The 17,891-nt window shown below is 58.5% G+C and carries 15 protein-coding genes; 4 read left to right on the top strand and 11 right to left on the bottom strand.

All coding sequences use genetic code 11. The annotated features are described in order from the left end of the window. Positions 1-18: 18 nt before the first annotated feature. The 9 genes from AC1DZ5_RS08825 to mltG form a co-directional block, all read right to left on the bottom strand. Positions 19-2,310 carry a hypothetical protein gene (locus AC1DZ5_RS08825; RefSeq protein ID WP_477888136.1) on the bottom strand — a complete coding sequence of 764 codons (2,292 nt, stop codon included), beginning with the start codon at positions 2,308-2,310 and terminating at the stop codon, positions 19-21. Continuing rightward, positions 2,307-4,058: a site-specific integrase gene (locus AC1DZ5_RS08820; RefSeq protein WP_477888134.1), complete on the bottom strand. Its 1,752-nt coding sequence runs from the start codon at positions 4,056-4,058 to the stop codon at positions 2,307-2,309. The genes AC1DZ5_RS08825 and AC1DZ5_RS08820 overlap by 4 nt, the downstream gene beginning before the upstream one ends. A 21-nt stretch (positions 4,059-4,079) precedes the next feature. Further along, on the bottom strand, positions 4,080-5,393 hold the full coding sequence (locus AC1DZ5_RS08815; RefSeq protein ID WP_477888132.1) for a tyrosine-type recombinase/integrase: 1,314 nt from the start codon (positions 5,391-5,393) through the stop codon (positions 4,080-4,082). A 185-nt stretch (positions 5,394-5,578) separates the two neighbouring features. Continuing rightward, positions 5,579-6,238: an ankyrin repeat domain-containing protein gene (locus tag AC1DZ5_RS08810; RefSeq protein WP_477888130.1), complete on the bottom strand. Its 660-nt coding sequence runs from the start codon at positions 6,236-6,238 to the stop codon at positions 5,579-5,581. Between the two features lie 11 nt (positions 6,239-6,249). After that, positions 6,250-7,038 (bottom strand): TatD family hydrolase, encoded by a 789-nt coding sequence (locus AC1DZ5_RS08805; RefSeq protein ID WP_477888128.1) that lies wholly within the window; start codon positions 7,036-7,038, stop codon positions 6,250-6,252. 70 nt (positions 7,039-7,108) lie between these two features. Next, positions 7,109-7,471, bottom strand: coding sequence for a PilZ domain-containing protein (locus tag AC1DZ5_RS08800; protein WP_310339106.1), 363 nt, complete (start codon positions 7,469-7,471; stop codon positions 7,109-7,111). Between the two features lie 9 nt (positions 7,472-7,480). Further along, positions 7,481-8,494 (bottom strand): DNA polymerase III subunit delta', encoded by a 1,014-nt coding sequence (locus tag AC1DZ5_RS08795; RefSeq protein WP_477888126.1) that lies wholly within the window; start codon positions 8,492-8,494, stop codon positions 7,481-7,483. Further along, complete coding sequence (tmk, locus tag AC1DZ5_RS08790; RefSeq protein ID WP_477888124.1) at positions 8,491-9,135, bottom strand: dTMP kinase; 645 nt, start codon at positions 9,133-9,135, stop codon at positions 8,491-8,493. Before tmk ends, AC1DZ5_RS08795 begins: the two co-directional genes overlap by 4 nt. 19 nt (positions 9,136-9,154) lie before the next feature. Further along, positions 9,155-10,111: an endolytic transglycosylase MltG gene (mltG, locus tag AC1DZ5_RS08785; protein WP_477888345.1), complete on the bottom strand. Its 957-nt coding sequence runs from the start codon at positions 10,109-10,111 to the stop codon at positions 9,155-9,157. A 74-nt stretch (positions 10,112-10,185) separates the two neighbouring features. On the opposite strand from mltG, the gene ygfZ reads away from it, so the two are divergent. Together ygfZ and AC1DZ5_RS08775 are read left to right on the top strand one after the other, a co-directional pair. Further along, positions 10,186-11,121, top strand: a complete 936-nt coding sequence (gene ygfZ, locus AC1DZ5_RS08780) for a CAF17-like 4Fe-4S cluster assembly/insertion protein YgfZ (RefSeq protein ID WP_477888121.1) — start codon at positions 10,186-10,188, stop codon at positions 11,119-11,121. A 128-nt stretch (positions 11,122-11,249) separates the two neighbouring features. Further along, a complete protein-coding gene (locus AC1DZ5_RS08775) occupies positions 11,250-11,885 on the top strand; it encodes a protein phosphatase CheZ (protein ID WP_477888119.1) in 636 nt (211 codons plus the stop codon). Here AC1DZ5_RS08775 and AC1DZ5_RS08770 read toward each other — a convergent pair. Then, positions 11,882-12,745: a YbgC/FadM family acyl-CoA thioesterase gene (locus AC1DZ5_RS08770; RefSeq protein ID WP_477888343.1), complete on the bottom strand. Its 864-nt coding sequence runs from the start codon at positions 12,743-12,745 to the stop codon at positions 11,882-11,884. The two genes, AC1DZ5_RS08775 and AC1DZ5_RS08770, sit on opposite strands and share 4 nt — an antisense overlap. Before the next feature lie 23 nt (positions 12,746-12,768). After that, positions 12,769-13,758, bottom strand: a complete 990-nt coding sequence (locus tag AC1DZ5_RS08765) for an alpha/beta hydrolase (RefSeq protein ID WP_477888117.1) — start codon at positions 13,756-13,758, stop codon at positions 12,769-12,771. Between the two features lie 54 nt (positions 13,759-13,812). On the opposite strand from AC1DZ5_RS08765, the gene AC1DZ5_RS08760 reads away from it, so the two are divergent. Continuing rightward, the gene (locus AC1DZ5_RS08760) at positions 13,813-14,949 is read left to right on the top strand and encodes an iron-containing alcohol dehydrogenase (RefSeq protein ID WP_477888115.1); all 1,137 of its coding nucleotides are present in this window, start codon (positions 13,813-13,815) and stop codon (positions 14,947-14,949) included. 114 nt (positions 14,950-15,063) lie between these two features. After that, positions 15,064-17,868 carry an EAL domain-containing protein gene (locus AC1DZ5_RS08755; protein ID WP_477888113.1) on the top strand — a complete coding sequence of 935 codons (2,805 nt, stop codon included), beginning with the start codon at positions 15,064-15,066 and terminating at the stop codon, positions 17,866-17,868. Positions 17,869-17,891: the final 23 nt, after the last annotated feature.

Here is a 17,891-nt window from a genome sequence, read left to right as displayed (position 1 = left end):
AGTTACTACTGCTCGACTTTAAAGGCGACGTCCCATATCTAATGGAGGGAGTGCGACCGCGGGTCTGCGATGCACTGTGATCGGCATACCACCCGACTCTGCACGCGAATCCACTGCATTCAACATCATCTGAATCACTTCCGGCGTCTCCAGACTATCTTGCTGCGCACGGACTGCAATGGCGCGCATTGCCCGATGTAAGTGCGATGGGGCAGGGGAGTTAGCCATACGTATAACTGCATCCTGGCCATCGTCAATAAGTTGGCGCAGGATTGAGATCAGTTGAGCCAATTTTTGCTGGTAGCGGATTTGTACGTTAAGCCACTCTTCAGCGCCCCAATCGCCTTCAGCTTTTGCTGTTTGGGCTTTGAGAACTTCACCCTGCACAATTTCATGCAACTTTTCAATGCGCTGTAGGCGTAGCTTAGATTCATGTGGGTCATCGCCTGTTATGCAACGATGGTCGCTGCATTCCAAGCATTCGACAAATCCTTCGCATGGGGAAGCAGCCCAGTCATGGACGCACTGACCGTACTCTGTTTTTAAGCCAGTGAGCTGTGGTTGAATATCGTGAAGCCCCTGGTTTTCCAATGCCTGGGGCGCAATAAAAGTTTGGACAATCCATGGGCCAGATCGCTGCACATGACTGTCCGAACTCTTGGCGCCGATGCCGGTTAGGGCGCGCTCTTGGGCTTCAACAACAGGACGAATAGAATCCACCACCTCTTGCGCAGGACGGTTGTCATATGCCTGATTTTGGGCGATGTCGGCCCGGCCCGACCATGCTGCGATTAGCACATCAGTCATTTCACCGCGCTGAGCCTCCGTGTTTAGCAGATGACGCAATTGGTGAGATCTGAGCGCTAACGGAGACCCATCATCATCCTTGTAGCCATATCTATCAAAGATATTGATGTTTGTTCGCGAGGAGTGCGTGACATCTGGATGCCATGACGTTCCTAACGCGGGGCACCAAAGCATCACGGGACTGGTATTCATCAGGGTGTGGAGTTGATGGGCTCGCATACAAAATAAGGCTTCACTGAATTTCAGCCTAGCGGCCTCAGGCTTATTTAACTCGGAGGGGCCGACAAAGGGGAAGTCGGGACAATTGGCGCGGTGCCGGGGCAATACCCATTCATTCCACAAAGTGGCCAAAGAGTGCGTGTAAAGTCTGCTGCTTAGCTTCGCAGAAAGAAGGGAGCCGCGCGGATCTTTCATGGAAAACCCAAGGGCTTGGCATGCCTGCTCTGCGGTTAGAGGCTCATCCTCGGCTACGTCGGGACAGTTAGTGTGACGATAGAAAAGTCCGGACGTTTCTGGATTTTCATAGTGCCTAGCCAAACGCCTAGCTTCCTCCGTAATGGCCTTGATGCGATCAATCGCAATGTGGACCGCTGGAACCATGTCCTTCCACACCCATTTGATAAACGATCCGTAGCCCTTGCTTCCTTCCCATCGCAGGCCAAGTTGCTCATCTCCAAAGCTATCTGTGGCTTGAAATATCAAGTCCACTGGCAGACGATGCACCTCCTGGCCTCGACTTGGCGCCGAGCAGAGTAGGGTGGCCACCCCCGTTGTGTAAATGTCCCGATGGCATCGTTCATCTGAAGGGTCTAGCGTTCGATTGAAAATTTCCGCCAATGCTGAAACCGCGGCGAAGTTTGGTAGTTTTTTTGCACGGTGTTTGTCCCCAGAAGAACCGACAACGCGTCCTGTATAGCGTTGAAAATCAATAGGACTTTTCCATTGACCGACAAGAGACGGCACAAATCCCTGTTTAGCCATGAATCTTCCGAATTGCTCAATAAACTGCCCTACGTAGTAGGGCGTAGCACCCGTAAAGGATTTCCGTGCAAGTTCGGCTGCAGCATCTAGAACCATGATGTCGACGAATGCTGGATTAGCTGATCTCTTAATATCGAGCAGTGATGCCTCGACGAGGCGCAAAGTTCGGAGGCGGTGCGCTGTGTTGTTTGTGGTTTGTTGAGGATTTAGGCTGTATTGTTCACGAACGTAGGCCTTCGCAAAGTTAATGAACTCCGCATTTAGCAGGTAGCTGGAATCCAATTGCTTAAGGGATTGATCACGTTTGCCATTCGCAATTTTGGTAAAAACTGCTATACCGGGCCAACGGTTTTCTTCCCACCGAATATCGAGAACCTTTAGTTGGTCACGCGCACGTCCGACGTACTGCGCAATAAGAGTCTCGCGCGCATGTTGACTCATTTTTGACTCCGGGTGCAGGAGTTGTTCACTCTGCTCGACAATCGGTACTGCGTATGGCTTAGTCATTTGAACTGTTGTCATACGACGCTCTCATTGGCGTGTGCATTTTGGTCATGTTGTCGAATCTCTTCACAACGCTGCAGGACGTTAATGACCGCCACTATGGTTTTATCCTGGTGGGTAGTCAAAGGGTGCGTATCGCCCAGCGCTCGAGCCTTTTCGCGGCGTTGCTGAAGTAAATAGCTCAAAACACTTTCGTGAGGGCCATCAAGCCAAGGTTGAAAGTTGTTGCAGGTATAGCAGGCCAGTGGGATTCCGCCGCCAAGACCGCATGCCTTATTGACACCGCATGTAGCTGCTCCAGTCCCTTGAAAGTGAATGCGGCTTGCACGTGGATTTTCACCACAGACCGCGCTGTCCTCAGATTGAACCACTTGCCCACGAAACATTCGAGCGATCAATTGCAGGCGCCAAGAACCCTTGAGAGCTTCATTGATTGCCGTCGCATGCTCGGGCAAATTGTCGGTATAAACATTGACGGTCTGTATGCCGGAATGATCCAACAGCCAGGCAATGACCTCTACCGATGCACCGAGTCTGGCGAGATTGGTGCCTTTGGTATACCTCAATCGTCTTGGATTGAGGTTTAGCGGATTTCCTTCACGCCCTTTGGCATTGACCACTTTAGCAATGTCGTGCAGTCTTCTCTGGATGTCTTCTGCCGTAGAGTGCCACTGACGGGATTGTGCATGTTGAATCAACATCGCCATTCCTGCGGGCACGGGAAGATCTGTAGATGCCCCATTTTTTAACAACCTTGGGGCGGCGCTGAGGCTTTGATCGACGAGTTTCCAATTCGGAAATAGAGGCAATTGCGACAACAATGTGTTGACAAACTCCTCGGGAAGAATGATGCCGTGGCGGTTCATTTCCTCCCGAAATTTTGCTTCGACACTTAACCGTTGGGCGTGAAGAAAGTTAAACTGCGGGCCGGGCAAAGTGATGTCCCGAAATGAAGCACGCCAGTCAGCGCCATGCTGCTTCGCCCGTGGTACCGACACACGATGGATGGGTACATTAGCGAACTGCGCTCCGTTTTCATCGGGTACAGCCAAGTGGTTTGGATCAATGTCTAAGCATTTGAGGCTGCATGTTTGTTCGCCTCTTCGACCAGAGTACGCATGAAGGATATGCAGGCACAGGTCAGTTAGATTTACATTCCCAGTTTCGGCGCCACGAACGACCTGAGCATTCAAATCTGCGTACTCCTGCGGTAGCAATGGACCCGAATCAGGGTCCATTCGTCGTACTGCACGACCTATTTCGCGGTCTTTCAATCTCCAAGTCTCAACGGCCTCAATAAGCTCAAGATCAACTCCCGGAAGTCGGAGATCGCACCATGTTTTTAGTGTCGCTCTGAGCTTAATTAAGTTACCTTCATGCCCAGCCTCTTTGACCATCTTGTAGCGATAATTAGTCAAGTCGTCGATATGCCACCTGGTTATTGGCGCCACCCCAAATACAGCCTTGCGATAGTGGCGAATGATGCTGAGATAGGTTGAGAGTGTCCCAACTGCCAACCTCGATACATAGTGGCGAAGTAGCGGTTCAAGGCCAGCGTGTAAGGAGGACGCGACATCTTGTCTCGTGGCTGCGATATTTATTTTTCTTTTCCCGTCTGGGGCCCAGATAGGCTGCCGCGTATCAACCCAGATGTTTGAGTATCTGGTCTTAATATGGTGTTCAGTAGTCTCCTGCCCAATTGCTGTTGACGTTGCTACAGGTCGTTCTGACGTTGTCGCGTCAAATTCATCGAGATTGAACTTCACGCTTTAGCTTCCCTGTGCGCCCTAATTTTTAGGCAGACGGGGAGGGGATGACAGTGGTTCGTCAGAGAGAGTCGAGGCATCAGAATTTCCAAGGGTTGATTGAACCTTGAGGGCCATCGTGATGGCCTCCCGTTCGATGGCACGTTTTGTATAAATAGCATCAACCACGGAATCTGGACGACGCCCGGCCAGTTCGTTTCGGACTCGACGATCTGTTTCGCGCGATTCTGAAGTTGTTGGTTGGCTTAGTTGTTCTTCCGCAAGTTGCGTATGAAAAAAATGTCGGAGCAGGTGCGGATGCAGCATTGGGATGCCTAGCACTGCATTATTAATAGTCTTAAATACTTGGTTGAGTCCTGGGATAGTCATTGGCTTTCCAAGGGTAGGTCCAGACTTGTGAGTGACTAGCAAGTAGGGATGTTTGCGTGCGGAGGGCATGCTCCTACGCAAGTCCAAATACTGGCGCAACAAGTCCATCAATACGGGCCCAACCGGAAGCGTGTGTTCCCGTGTCTTAACTCGAGGTTGCTGTATCCGTGGGTCTTCTTTGCTATCCGCTCTGCGTACGATATTAATTTGTGACTTGCCAAAATTGATATCGCCGACGCGTAAATTGAGTATTCCCCCTCGTCGCTCACCGAGATGCGCCATGAGCTTCACGATAAGTTGATTGCGGAGTTGTACTCCAGAATTGAAGGGGTTGTGCCCATTGCCAGGCGTTATTGCATTCGCTAGCACCGCGTAATGCGCACGAGTGAATTCCGGTTTGGTCACATTACTGCCCATAGTTGCGACCATCGGGCGCAGTGCCAGGATATTGCGCACCATGCGTTCTAGTTCGTGCGCCGCCAGGGTGATCTTTTCGTTTGATTCAGTGCTGGGCAGATACCGCCATAGCCACTGCAAATAGCTGGCGATATGGGCGAACCGTGAATGTTGCTGGGCTGGTTTAACGGTAATGCCTCTGTAAATGTGCCCGTTCTTCCCACCTTTGATGCTCAGTACATTGAACTGGGACTTGGCCGCTGGACCGCGATGTTGCTGGACTGAAAGCCGGAGTGCCTCGCACTCCATGGCATTCAAAAAGGAGTGGTTTTTAAAACGCTCGTACAGTGCCAGCCGATGATCTTCTGCATGCATGAGCAGAATATTGATGGAATTGAGGTGAGCCTCTTGTGTTGACACCGACTTGCCCGCATTGCGTAAACGCATCGTGACATACAGGGTGCTGTAGGGCTCAGGAACTCCGTGCTCATCTACTAGAAACGCCCGACGTTCCCCATCACTAAAAATTGAGGTTTTAAGTCGATAGCGGGAGGCTTTGGTTACGGACATTGATCAAGTGTGTCATATATGCTGCTTTTCATAATATGACGGACAATGAATTTTCATCCCTTGCTGAGGCGTATGCGGGTGAAACGAGCGCTTATGGACAACCTAATGCTCAGCTTCACTTTGTTAACATAATATACATCGTATGAAGTATTTATAGTGATGCAGCGCCTGAGCTGTGCACCGATCTACCAGCTACCCTTGGCCCGTCTTGCCCTGATAAAGGCCGCAAGAATCTCCACAGACTCGGTTTTCTTCACCCGGTTGGCAAAGTCAATTGCAGTGAGCCCGATGCCATTCTTCAGAGTCGGGTCAGCGCCGGCTTCCAGCAGCATCTTGACGGCCGAAGCGTTGCCATACATGGCCGCCATCATCAGCGGCGTGGATCCATTGGGAGATGCCGCGTCTATGTAGGCATGGTTGTCCAGCAGCAGTTGCATGATCGCGATGTGGCTGTTGGTGGCTGCGTAATGCAATGGCGCCCAGCCGGGCTTGTTGACGTCGGCATCACGCTCGATCAGCTTGGCACACAGTTCGGTGTAGCCGCGCAGCGCGGCCAACATCAATGGACTTTCGTCCTGCGCGGTGCGTACCTCCACCTCGAGATCCGGGTGCTCCAGCAAAACGGCCGCCACCTTGGGCGATGGCTCCTGCAAGGCAATCAGTAATCCAGGTACGCCTTTAGGGTTCACGGTATTGGGATCAAAACCCCGGGCCAGCAGCTGGGTGATGCCATCGACATTGTCCCGTGCAATGGCCTGAAAAAAGTCTTCATAAGATCCTGCCTTGGATGCAGAAAATCCAATAAAAACAACAAGGTATAGCACTAACTTAAACCAATGCTTCATATGCTCTTGCCTCACGTGGGTTTGAACAAGGTCGTGAAATTGGCACTGGAAATCTGGGCCATTTCTTCTAAAGAGCAACCTTTTATCTCAGCCAACTGCTTCGCGATATAGGGCACGTACGACGGGTTGTTGGTCTTGCCGCGGTATGGCACGGGCGCCAAATACGGGCTGTCCGTCTCTATCAGCAGCCGGTCCATGGGCACCATGGCGGCCACATCCCGGATGTCCTGGGCGCTTTTGAAGGTCAGGATGCCCGAGAACGAGATGTAAAAACCCAGGTCCAATGCAGCCTGGGCGATCGTTTGATCTTCGGTGAAGCAATGAAAAACACCACCGGCGGATCCGGGGCTGCTGTCTTCACCCTCTTCCCGCAGAATGGCCAACGTGTCTTCCGACGCGCTGCGAGTGTGGATGACTAGGGGTTTTTGAAGCTGGCGTGCGGCGCGGATATGAACCCGAAAGCGCTCGCGCTGCCATTCCATGTCAGCCACGGTGCGTTCGCCCAGACGATAGTAGTCCAGCCCGGTCTCGCCAATCGCCACCACTTTAGGCAAAGTTCCCCGACGCAGTAAGTCGTCCAGAGACGGTTCCGTCACACCTTCGTTGTCCGGGTGCACGCCAGCGCTGGCCCAGATATGGGCGTTTTCCATGGCCAAGCGGTGCACATCGCCAAACTCCTCCAAGGTGGTACAAATGCACAGGGCGCGGTCTACCTGGGCCGCGGCCATGGCGTCGCGAATGGCTGGCCAGGACGCAGCCAGGTCAGGGTAAGTCAGGTGGCAGTGGGAGTCGGTAAACATGATGAAGAAGGTTCAGGGGCTGCATTGTGATGAAAACAATGCGGGCCATAAGCGCATTCGCGCTGCGGTGTCACACCGTCTGGGTGGGGCGCTCGGACGCCATGTGGGCACCCAGAATTTCTTCGATCTTGAGCTTGAGCGCGTGCGACTTTTCGTCTTTGGGAAACAGGATGCCCACGCCTTGCGTGCGGCCACCAGAGGCTTTGGGCGGGGTGACCCACGCCACTTTGCCAGCCACCGGGTAGCGTTGCACGTCGTCGGGCAAGGACAGCAGCACATATACGTCATCGCCCAAAGCGTATTCCCGGGTGGTGGGAATGAACACGCCGCCCTCGGTGAACATGGGGATGTAGGCCGCATACAGCGCCGCCTTCTCCTTGATCGAGAGCTGGATGACGCTGGGGCGGGCGGTGGCGGAAGGTGTGGCGCTCATGGTGGTGTGCTAATGGCCCGAGTTTAGAGTGGTTTGGGCTTGTCCGACAAGCGCTTCCAGCATGAGCCCGGCATTGAAGGGGTGGTCCATGGACCTCATAGCCTGCGACAAGGCCTTGCTCCAGGCTGCCAAAGCGGTGGCGGACGCATTCAAACCTGTGACTTCTTTGGTCGGAAAAAAGCGTGGCGTGGCACCGGCTTGTACCGCCATCAGGTCATGACACAGCTTGTGTTGGGCATCAATGACCTGGGGTGCGGTCCAGTCTTTGACGGCAAACACGTCGCCGCGCGCCATGGCTTTGGGGAAAGCCGCCCAGCTTCCGGGGTCTCGGCCCGATTGGGCAAACAGCAGCGCGTCTTCGGGCCGGCCGCCGGTGGCCTGCAGCAAACCATCGACCTGGTTGGCTGGCACCTCCATGCTGCGCAGCCAAGCTTTGGCTTGGTCTGCTTCCGGCCAGGCCATCGTGTGGCCAATGCAACGGCTGCGGATAGTAGGCAGCAATTGGTGGGCCGATTCGCTGGCCAGTACAAATTTCACGTCACCGACAGGTTCTTCCAGAGTCTTGAGCAAGGCATTGGCCGTGATGTTGTTCATGTTTTCCGCAGGAAACACCACCACCACTTTGCCGCGCCCACGTGCACTCGTGCGCTGGGCAAACTCCACAGCGTCTCGCATGGCATCGACGCGGATTTCCTTGCTGGCCTTGCGCTTTTTGTCATCAATCTCGCCTTGGGCCTTTTCGCTCAGGGGCCATCCCAGTTCCAGCATGGTGGTTTCTGGCATCAGCATGCACAGGTCTGCATGGGTGCGCACATCAATGGCGTGGCAGCTGCCGCACTGGCCGCATGCCCCTGCGGGCGTGGCATGTTCGCATAACCACGCCCTGGCCAGCGCCAGCGCCAGGCTGTATTGGCCCAAACCCGATGGGCCCTGTAACAGCCATGCGTGGCCGCGCTGGGCCAGCAGCAAGGTGGTTTGCGCCTGGATCCAGGGTGCGGTTGCCGGGGGCAAGGCGTCTGTCATGCGTGCAAGTGCCCTGCCTGGCGTAACGCGGCTTGCACGTCGCGCCACACGGCGTCTGGTGTCTGGTGGGCATTGACGCGGGCGAAACGCTGCGGGTCTTCGGCCTGGCGACGGGCATAGCCTGTGGCCACATTTTCAAAGAAGGCGATGGGCTGGGACTCGAACTTGTCGGGAATACGGGCGCCGGCCAGGCGCGTGGCGGCTACCGCAGGCGGCAGGTCAAACCATACGGTCACCTCGGGCTTGACCAAGGCCTGCGCCTCACCCAGTCCAGAACCTTGCACCCATTGCTCCAGCACCTGCAACACCTGCCAGTCAAAGCCGCGCCCACCGCCCTGGTAGGCAAAGGTGGCATCGGAAAACCGGTCGCACAGCACCACATCGCCACGGGCCAGGGCCGGAACAATCACTTGCTGCACATGGTCGCGCCGTGCGGCAAACACCAGCAGGGCTTCGGTCATCGCGTCCATGCTGTCGTTGAGCACCATCTGGCGCAGCCGCTCGGCCAGGGGCGTGCCACCGGGTTCGCGGGTGAGGGTGACCACCCTGCCCTGCGCCTGAAAGGCCTTGGCTGTTGCATCGATGTGGGTGGATTTGCCCGCCCCGTCGATGCCTTCAAAACTGATGAAAAGTCCGCTCATGCCGTCCCTGGTGGTGCGTTCATTGGCCGCGCTGGTATTTGTCGACCGCCCTATTGTGCTCGTCCAGTGAATTGCTGAACTGGCTGGTGCCGTCGCCCCGCGCCACAAAATACAGGGCCTTACTGGACGCCGGTTGTACGGCCGCCAGCAGCGCCGCCTTGCCCGGCATGGCGATGGGCGTGGGCGGCAGGCCGGTGCGGATGTAGGTGTTGTAGGGGTTGTCTGTCTGCAGGTCGATGCGGCGCAGGTTGCCATCAAAGGCATCGCCCAGGCCGTAAATGACGGTAGGGTCGGTTTGCAGGCGCATACCAATCACCAGGCGGTTGTTAAACACCGCCGAGATCAGCGGCTGGTCGCTGGTTTTTCCGGTTTCTTTTTCCACAATGCTGGCCAGCGTCAGGGCTTGGTCCGGCGTCTGCAGTGGCGATTTTGGATTGCGCTGGGACCAGGCGGCGTCCAGCTTCTTGTCCATGGCGTGCAGGGCGCGCAGCAGCACGGCCAGGTCGCTGGAGCCTTTGGAATAGGTATAGGTATCGGGGAAGAACCGCCCCTCGGGGTGCACGCCGGGACGACCCAGTTGCTCCATGATCTGCTCTGGGCTCAGGGCTTGGCTGTTGGGTTTGAGCTGGTCGGCTTTGCGTAACGCCTCACGTACCTGTTTGAAGGTCCAGCCTTCCACCAAGGTGACACTGCGCAAGGCTTCGTCGCCCTGCACCAGTTTTTGCAACAGGCTGCGTGGCGTGGTGCCTGCGGGCAACTCGTAACTGCCAGCCTTGATGTTGCGGGCCTTGCCGGAGAGGCGAAACCACCAGTACAGCAAAGACGGCTGGACCCGTACGCCCGCCTGGGCTACGTCAACGGCCACTTCGCGGGCACTGGAGCCGGGCTCAATCGACAGATCCACCGAAGCGCCGGGAATATCCAGCGGCGACTGGACCCAGGCGTAACCCGCCCCCAGCAGCCCCAGCACGGCCATGCACACCACAACAATGAAAAAGCGCACAGCCCTACTTCCCGTCAGTCATAAGAGGGGGAATGATAATTCAGCCCATGAACACCGAGACCCTTCCCGCCACCTCTTTGCCCACCCTGAACGGCGTGGCCCGCCTGGACCATCTGGGCGTGATCCAAATTGAGGGCGAAGACGCCGCCAAATTCCTCCATGGCCAGTTGACGCAGGACTTTGCGCTGCTGGATTTGAACAATGCACGGCTGGCCGCGTTTTGTTCGGCCAAGGGCCGCATGCAGGCCAGCTTTATCGGCTTCAAGCGCCCGGCGGGTGACATCTTGCTGGTGTGCAGCAAAGACCTGTTGGCTCCCACGCTCAAGCGCCTGTCCATGTTCGTCATGCGTGCAAAAGCCCGCCTGAGCGACGCCAGCGAGCGCTTTGCCGTCTATGGCCTGGCTGGAAATGCTATCAAAAATATAGCTGCTGGCGCAGATTCTGCGTGGGCCAAGGCCGACTTTGGCACTGAAACGGTGGTCAACCTCTACCCTGCCGACGGCACCCCCCGGCAACTGTGGGTGGCGCCGGCCGACGTGGCCGTACCGCAGGGCGATGCGCTGGCGCTGGGCACCTGGCTGTGGAGCGAGGTGCGCAGCGGTGTTGCCACCCTCAGCCAACCCGTGTTCGAGGCCTTTGTGCCGCAGATGCTGAACTACGAGTCGGTGGGGGGGGTGAACTTCAAGAAAGGCTGTTACCCCGGCCAGGAGGTGGTGGCGCGCAGCCAGTTCCGCGGCACGCTTAAGCGCCGCGCTTTTGTCGTGCAGGCCAGCGGCCCCGTGGCCGCGGGGCAAGAAATCTTTGCTCCCGGGGATGACGAACAACCCGTAGGCACCGTGGTCCAGGCTGCCTCTTCTCCAGAGGGGGTGGTGCAGGCCATCGTGTCGCTGCAGTTGTCAGCGGTATCGGTGGGCGGATTGCATGTGGGGGCTGTGGAGTTGCAAGTCCAACCCCTGCCCTATCCATTGCTGGAAGACATATAAGTAGAGGCGGATTGTGGGCCTCAGATATTTGCGGCGGGACCAGTGTTCAGGCGCTGGGTGGACTCATAATTGAGACGCCGTAACATGCAGTAACACGCTCACAAGCCGGGAAGGGATTGAATCAGCCTATGTCAACGCCGCTATCAAAAGAAGAAGCTTTTGCCCGCCTGGGGGCCATCACGCGCGAGATGCATGAAGCCTTGGCGGTGATTGGCGGCAGCCAGCTGCACGACGTGGTCCAGGAAATCCCCAACGCCCGTGACCGCCTGGCCCATGTGGGCAAGATGACCGAAGATGCAGCCAACAAGGTGCTGAATTTGGTGGATCTGGCAAAACCGGAGTGTGACGATCTCTCCTCCCGCGGTTTGGAGCTGGGCGAATCGCTGGCTCGCTTGGCTGCGGCCCCTGATTTGAGTGTGGACAAGGCCCGCGGTCTGATGGTCGTGTGCGGAAAATTTGCCCAAAGCACGGCCAAATTTGCCGAAGGGCAAGGGGCCGTCCTCAGTGACATCATGATGGCGCAGGACTTTCAGGATTTGTCCGGGCAGGTGATCAAAAAAGTCATCGACATCATCACCCGCACCGAGATGCAGATGGTGCAACTGCTGATCGACAGCTCCCCCGAAGGGACCGTTGCCGTTGCCAAGTCGGAAAACAACGAACCCGTGACCGTGGACAACCATGTGCTGGAAGGCCCGCAAACGGCGGAGAGCGCCCTCAAGCAGGACGACGTGGACGATTTGTTGGCGTCTCTGGGTTTTTAAGCGGCCAGCACCAGCGCCATTTCCTGGTGGGCGATGCCCGCCTCTACAAATACCTCGCCCCGTCGGGCAAAGCCTTCTCCTAGGTAAAAACCTTCAGCGCTGCATTGGGCGTGCAGCATCACCTCGGTATCACCGCGCTGGCGTGCCGCCTGTACCAAGGCGCGCAGCACCAACAGGCCCAGGCCGCCGCCGCGCAGCATCTGGTGCGTGGCCATGCGGCCTATGCGTGCCACACCGGTTGCCTCCACCACCATGCGGCCGCTGGCCACCACCTGCCCCAGGGCGTTGTGCACCACCGCGTGCACGGCGCTGGCATCGGCCTCATCCCACACCAGAACTTCGGAAATCGCCTGCTCATCAACAAACACCGCACGGCGCAAAGGCGTGATCTGCGTGCCCCAGTCTTCCCAGTTGCCCACCGCCGTATGTGTGATGGGCTGGCGGGCTTCAAACTGGGCAAACACTTGGCGCAAAGCATCAGGCACCGGGCGCGAGGTCTGGCTGGTGGGGTCTGCAAACACATATAGCAGCTCGCCCGACACCAAGAGCGTGTCGCCCCGGAAGATGCCGCCTTCAAACACCATGGACGAATTGCCCACGCGTGCGCAGCGCAGGCCGATGTGCAACGTGTCGTCGTAGCGGGCCGAGGCGTGGTACTCCAGCGTGGACTTCTTGACGTACATGTCGCCGTCCAGCAGCAGCATGCTCTCCTGGTAAGGCAAAGCCAGTGCGCGCCAGTAGTCGCCCATGGCCGTATCAAGGTACATCAGATAGTGGGCGTTGAACACGATGTGCTGCATGTCCACCTCGGCCCAGCGTACGCGCAGGCGGTGAAAAAAACGAAAATCAGAACGTTGCAGGGTCATGTTGGTGTCTTTAAAAATCAAAGGCTAAAGGCGTTGCGCAGGGCCCGGGCCGCATCTGCGTGGGCGGTGGCGGCTTCGGGGATGGCGCGGCCCATCTTGATGAACTCGTGCACCACGCCACGGTAAATCTCCAGGTCCACCGCCACACCGGCCAGGCGCAGCCGGTCGGCATAGGCCACGCCCTCGTCCACCAGGGGGTCGCACTCGGCCAGGCCCACCCAGGCGGGGGCCACGCCTCCCAGATCCACCTCGTGTCCATTGGTGTCCTTGCCGTCCAGCGGCGCAAAGCGCCAATCGTCCCGGTCGGCCGCGCTGCGGATGTAGTGTTCAAAAAAGAAGGTGATCTGCCGTTCTTCGAGCAGAAAACCGCTGGCAAAGGTGCTGTGCGAGAGCGTGTCCTGGTGGCCTGCGCAGCCCGGGTAAAACAACAGCTGCAGGGCCAGTGGCAAGCCCGCGTTGCGCGCCTCAATGGCGCAGGCTGCAGCCAGCGTGCCACCAGCACTGTCGCCGCCCAATGCGATACGGGACGTATCCAGACCTCGGTTTTTGCCCTCTTGGGCCACCCATTGCACCACGTCCCAGGCGTCCTCATGCGCGGTGGGGAACTTGAATTCGGGTGCCAACCGGTAGTCCACCGACAGCACTGCGCAACCGGCCAGGTGCGCCAGGCGGCGGCACAGGCCATCATGCGTGGCCACACTGCCCACGGTAAAACCGCCGCCATGGAAGTACACCAATACCGGCAGCCCAGTGCCACTGGGCGCGTAGTGGCGCACAGGAATGGCGTAACCGTCGCGCGCGGTCACCGTGAAGTCCTCCACACGGTGCATCTTCTGGGTGGGCAGTTCCAGTACATCGGAGCCTGCTGCATAGGCGGTGCGAGCCTGCTGGGCGCTCAGCATGTGCATGGGGGCGTGGCCGGCCCGCGCGATGCGGTCCAGCACCCCGCGCATGGCAGGGTTGAGCAGGCTGCGCGGGTTGCCGCGGCGGTCATGGTGGTGACTCATGGGTTTGACGCTTCTTGGTACATTGGCTTTTTTCCATCCTACACGTCTAGCACCATGTCCTTCATCTACTACGTGACCCAGATCCAGTTTGAATGCGGTGCCGTGCGCCTGCTCAAGCAAGAGTGCGAGCGTGTGGGCATCACCCGCCCGCTGGTCGTGACCGACCCGGGCGTGAAGGCCGCCGGCATTCTGCAAAAGGCGCTGGATGCCCTGCCAGGCATCACCGTGGCTGTGTTTGACCAGACCCCGTCCAACCCCACTGAGGCCGCGGTACGCGCCGCGGCTGCCATGTACCAGGCCCAGGGCTGCGACGGGCTGATTGCCGTGGGTGGCGGCTCGGCGATCGACTGTGCCAAGGGCGTGGCGATAGCCGCCACGCACGAAGGCCCGCTGACCCACTACGCCACCATCGAAGGCGGCTCGGTGCGCATCACCGACCGCGTGGCGCCCATCATCGCCGTGCCCACCACCAGCGGCACCGGTAGCGAGGTGGCGCGCGGCGCCATTCTCATCGTGGACGACCATCGCAAGCTGGGCTTTCACAGTTGGCATCTGGTGCCCAAAACCGCCATTTGCGACCCCGAGCTCACCCTGGGCCTGCCGCCCAAGCTGACCGCCGCCACCGGCATGGATGCCATTGCACACTGCATGGAAACCTTCATGGCGCCTTCGTTCAACCCCCCAGCCGATGGCATTGCGTTGGACGGACTGGAGCGCGCCTGGGCCCACATTGCCCGTGCCACGCAAAACGGCAGCGATGTGGAAGCCCGCACCAACCTGATGAGCGCCAGCATGCAGGGCGCCATGGCGTTCCAGAAGGGGTTGGGCTGCGTGCACAGCCTGAGCCACAGCCTGGGCGGGGTGGACCCGCGCCTGCACCACGGTACATTGAACGCCATGTTTTTGCCGGCCGTGGTGGCGTTCAATGCGCAGGCCGAATCGGTGCAAAAGGACAAGCGCCTGCAACGCATGGCCCACGCCATGGGCCTGGGCTCGGCCAGTGACATTGGCGAGGCCATCAAGGACATGAATGCCCGCCTCGGCCTGCCCACGGGTCTGGCACAGATGGGCGTGTCGACCACTCAGTTTGACCAGATCATCACTGGTGCGCTGGCGGACCATTGCCACAAAACCAATCCGCGCATCGCCACGGCAGACGAATACCGCCAGATGCTCGAACTGTCGTTGTAGCGCCAGCGCAGTGATCTTGTAAGTGCGCGTATAGAGGTCGCGGCTAAACTGCCATCGGAATTAAAAAAAACGATTGCAGGGGTGCCCCTTAGCGCCCTAGGGACCACGATAAAAATGCGCCACTATTCCATCAAGACTTGGTTGACGCGGGGAACCTACCCGCGCCTGTTTCTGCCCATTCTGGGCATCATTGTGGTGGTGACGCTGGTGCGTTACCACCTGATGTTCAACGCCGAAGTGCAGGAAGCGATGGAGCACCAACAGGCGCAGGTGCAGGTCACCGGGCACTACCTGTTGCCCCTGCTGGTGCGCGCCAGTGCCAACGGCACACAAGCCGAGTTGCAGGCCATGCTGGACGCCGAACTGGGCTTTAACCCCGAGATTCAAAGCCTGCAATGGAGCCGACGGGGCCAGGCGCTGCAAGCGGGCACTTCCGGCTTTGCGCGTGCGCAGGTGCCTTTGTGGTTTGAGCAGTTTGCGGCCCTGAAACCCCTGAGCGGAGATTTCGCGCAGCAGTTGCCCGATGGCACAGATGTGCAACTGGTGGTCGTGGTGGGCAACACCCAGGTGCTGGAGCAGGTCTGGCGCACCATTGGTGCGCAGATGCACATCTCGGCGATGAACATCTTCACCATCCTGTTTCTGCTCACCCTGCTGCTGCGGGCCAATGCCCGAATGCTCAGCCGCTTGAATACCGCCACCGAGGCATTTCGTGCCGGCGAGCTGCGCGCTCGCATGGTAGAAAAAGGTACGCTGGAGATGCGGGCCGTGGCACAGGCCTTCAACAGCATGGCGCAACAGATCCAGGGCCTGGTGCAGTCACTGCAAACCACCCAGGCCGAACTGGAAGAGCAACTGCACTTCACCCGCCAGTTGATCAACGCCCTGCCCCTTCCCGTGTTTGTGCGTGGCAGTGACGGCACCTGCCTGGGGGTCAACCAAGCCTGGGAAACGTTTTTTAATACACCCGCCCAGGCCGTGGTCGGTGCACAGTTGCCCAGCGACTTTGTGGCCCTTCCGCACGAGCGTGCAGGCCGGGAGCGTCGGGTGCTGAGCCGCCATGACAACGAGGTGCTGGTCAAGGCCGGAACCTACGACCTGCGCGAGATGGTGTACTTCAAAGCACCCTTCACCCTGACGGATGGCAGTGTGGGCGGCAGCATTGGTGCGCTGGTGGACATCACCGAGCGCAAGCTGGCACAGGAAGCCCTGCTGGAAGAAAAAGAACGCGCCGTGGTCACCCTGTCGTCGATTGCCGATGGTGTCATCACCACCGACTTGCATGGGCACATTGACAGCCTCAACGAGGCCGCCCAGTTTTTGACCGGGCATACCGAACAGCAGGCGCTGGGGCGCCGCTTGAGCGAAGTATTTCAACTGGACACCAAGTCACAGGTCCTGCCCCGCGGCGTGCGTGTGGACCAACTGCACCAGACCCAAACCGCAGTACATGCCATCAACCAGTTACTGCTGCACCATTCGGGCGAGCGCTATGCGATCGAATTCACCGCCGCCCCTATCCGCCAAAGCCATGGCACCGTGAGAGGCTGTGTGCTGGTGTTTCGCGATGTGACCGAAACCCGCGATCTGCAACAAAAAATCTCTTGGCAGGCACGCCACGACGCACTCACCGGGCTGAACAACCGCGACGCACTGGCCGAACGCCTGACCCATGCCCTGTACCAGGCTCGCCAGGATGGTGGCACGCTGAGCGTGTGTCTGCTGGACCTGGACCATTTTCAAGACGTCAACGATCGCCATGGCAACTGGGCCGGTGACCGCTTGCTGAAAGAAGTGGCGCTGCGCCTGCTGGGCTTTGTGCAAGACCCGGCAGACGCAGCCCGCCTGGGCGGGGATGAATTTGTGGTGCTGCTGCGCGGGCCCAGTGGCGAAGCGGAGGTACAGAGCCAAACCCTGGCCCTGCTGGAGTGTCTGGCCCAGCCCTATGCGATTGACGACCTACTGATCCACTCCAGCGCCAGCGCCGGTGTGGTGCTGTTCCCGCAAGACAACGTCAGCCCGGACACCCTGCTGCGCCATGCTGACCAGGCCATGTACCAGGCCAAGCAGGCAGGACGGGGATTCCATATCTTTGACGCCCAGCAAGACCAGGAAGTGCAAACCCACTACACGCAGCTAGCCCGCCTGGCCATTGCCGTGCACCAAGGGGAATTCCGGCTGCACTACCAGCCCAAGGTGCACATGCGCACTGGCGAGATTGTGGGTGTGGAAGCCCTGCTGCGCTGGCAGCACCCTGAGCAGGGACTGCTGGCCCCCGGCGGGTTTTTGCCACTGATGGAACATACCGACCTGGTTGTAGAAACTGGCGAATGGGTGCTCCACCAAGCGTTGGCGCAGCTGCAAACCTGGGTGTCGCAAGGCCAGCGCTGGGTGGTCAGCGTGAACATTGCGGCGCGACATTTCCACCGCGCCGACTTTGTGGACCGCCTGCGTGCGCTGCTGGCCTGCTACCCCCAGGGCCCTGCCCATCTGCTGGAGCTGGAGATTCTGGAATCTGTCGTGCTACAGGACATTCAGCACATGCGCCAGGTGATGCAAGGCTGCCAGGCGTTGGGAGTGTGCTTTGCGCTGGACGACTTTGGCACCGGGTTCTCTTCGCTGTCCTACCTCAAGCGCCTGCCGGCCGAAACCATCAAGATCGACCGCATGTTTGTGGAAGGCCTGCTGGACGACCCCGAGGACCGCACGCTGGTGGGCGCCATCGTCGCACTTGCCAAGGCCTTTGACCGCGCTGTGATTGCCGAAGGCGTGGAAACCTCGGCCCAAGCCAGCAAGCTGCTGGAGTTGGGTTGCGAACTAGGCCAGGGTTATGGCATTGCGCGGCCCATGCCGGCTGCTGACATGGTGCCCTGGGCGTTGGCCTACAGCGCCTTGCACCAGGTTTCGGCAGAAACTTGAAACATTGCGTCGCCCTGCTCGCC

This window comes from Rhodoferax sp. P1_F3, from assembly GCF_056405715.1.
Note: the sequence above shows the minus strand (reverse complement) of the source record. Positions and strands in the feature narration are given on the sequence as shown.

Excerpts from the sequence above, each read along its gene's own strand:
- AC1DZ5_RS08825 (WP_477888136.1), bottom strand. The coding sequence starts at position 2,310 with ATGACAACAGTTCAAATGACTAAGCCATACGCAGTACCGATTGTCGAG.
- AC1DZ5_RS08815 (WP_477888132.1), bottom strand. The coding sequence starts at position 5,393 with ATGTCCGTAACCAAAGCCTCCCGCTATCGACTTAAAACCTCAATTTTT.
- AC1DZ5_RS08810 (WP_477888130.1), bottom strand. The coding sequence starts at position 6,238 with ATGAAGCATTGGTTTAAGTTAGTGCTATACCTTGTTGTTTTTATTGGA.
- AC1DZ5_RS08805 (WP_477888128.1), bottom strand. The coding sequence starts at position 7,038 with ATGTTTACCGACTCCCACTGCCACCTGACTTACCCTGACCTGGCTGCG.
- AC1DZ5_RS08800 (WP_310339106.1), bottom strand. The coding sequence starts at position 7,471 with ATGAGCGCCACACCTTCCGCCACCGCCCGCCCCAGCGTCATCCAGCTC.
- AC1DZ5_RS08795 (WP_477888126.1), bottom strand. The coding sequence starts at position 8,494 with ATGACAGACGCCTTGCCCCCGGCAACCGCACCCTGGATCCAGGCGCAA.
- tmk (WP_477888124.1), bottom strand. The coding sequence starts at position 9,135 with ATGAGCGGACTTTTCATCAGTTTTGAAGGCATCGACGGGGCGGGCAAA.
- mltG (WP_477888345.1), bottom strand. The coding sequence starts at position 10,111 with ATGGCCGTGCTGGGGCTGCTGGGGGCGGGTTACGCCTGGGTCCAGTCG.
- ygfZ (WP_477888121.1), top strand. The coding sequence starts at position 10,186 with ATGAACACCGAGACCCTTCCCGCCACCTCTTTGCCCACCCTGAACGGC.
- AC1DZ5_RS08775 (WP_477888119.1), top strand. The coding sequence starts at position 11,250 with ATGTCAACGCCGCTATCAAAAGAAGAAGCTTTTGCCCGCCTGGGGGCC.
- AC1DZ5_RS08765 (WP_477888117.1), bottom strand. The coding sequence starts at position 13,758 with ATGAGTCACCACCATGACCGCCGCGGCAACCCGCGCAGCCTGCTCAAC.
- AC1DZ5_RS08760 (WP_477888115.1), top strand. The coding sequence starts at position 13,813 with ATGTCCTTCATCTACTACGTGACCCAGATCCAGTTTGAATGCGGTGCC.
- AC1DZ5_RS08755 (WP_477888113.1), top strand. The coding sequence starts at position 15,064 with ATGCGCCACTATTCCATCAAGACTTGGTTGACGCGGGGAACCTACCCG.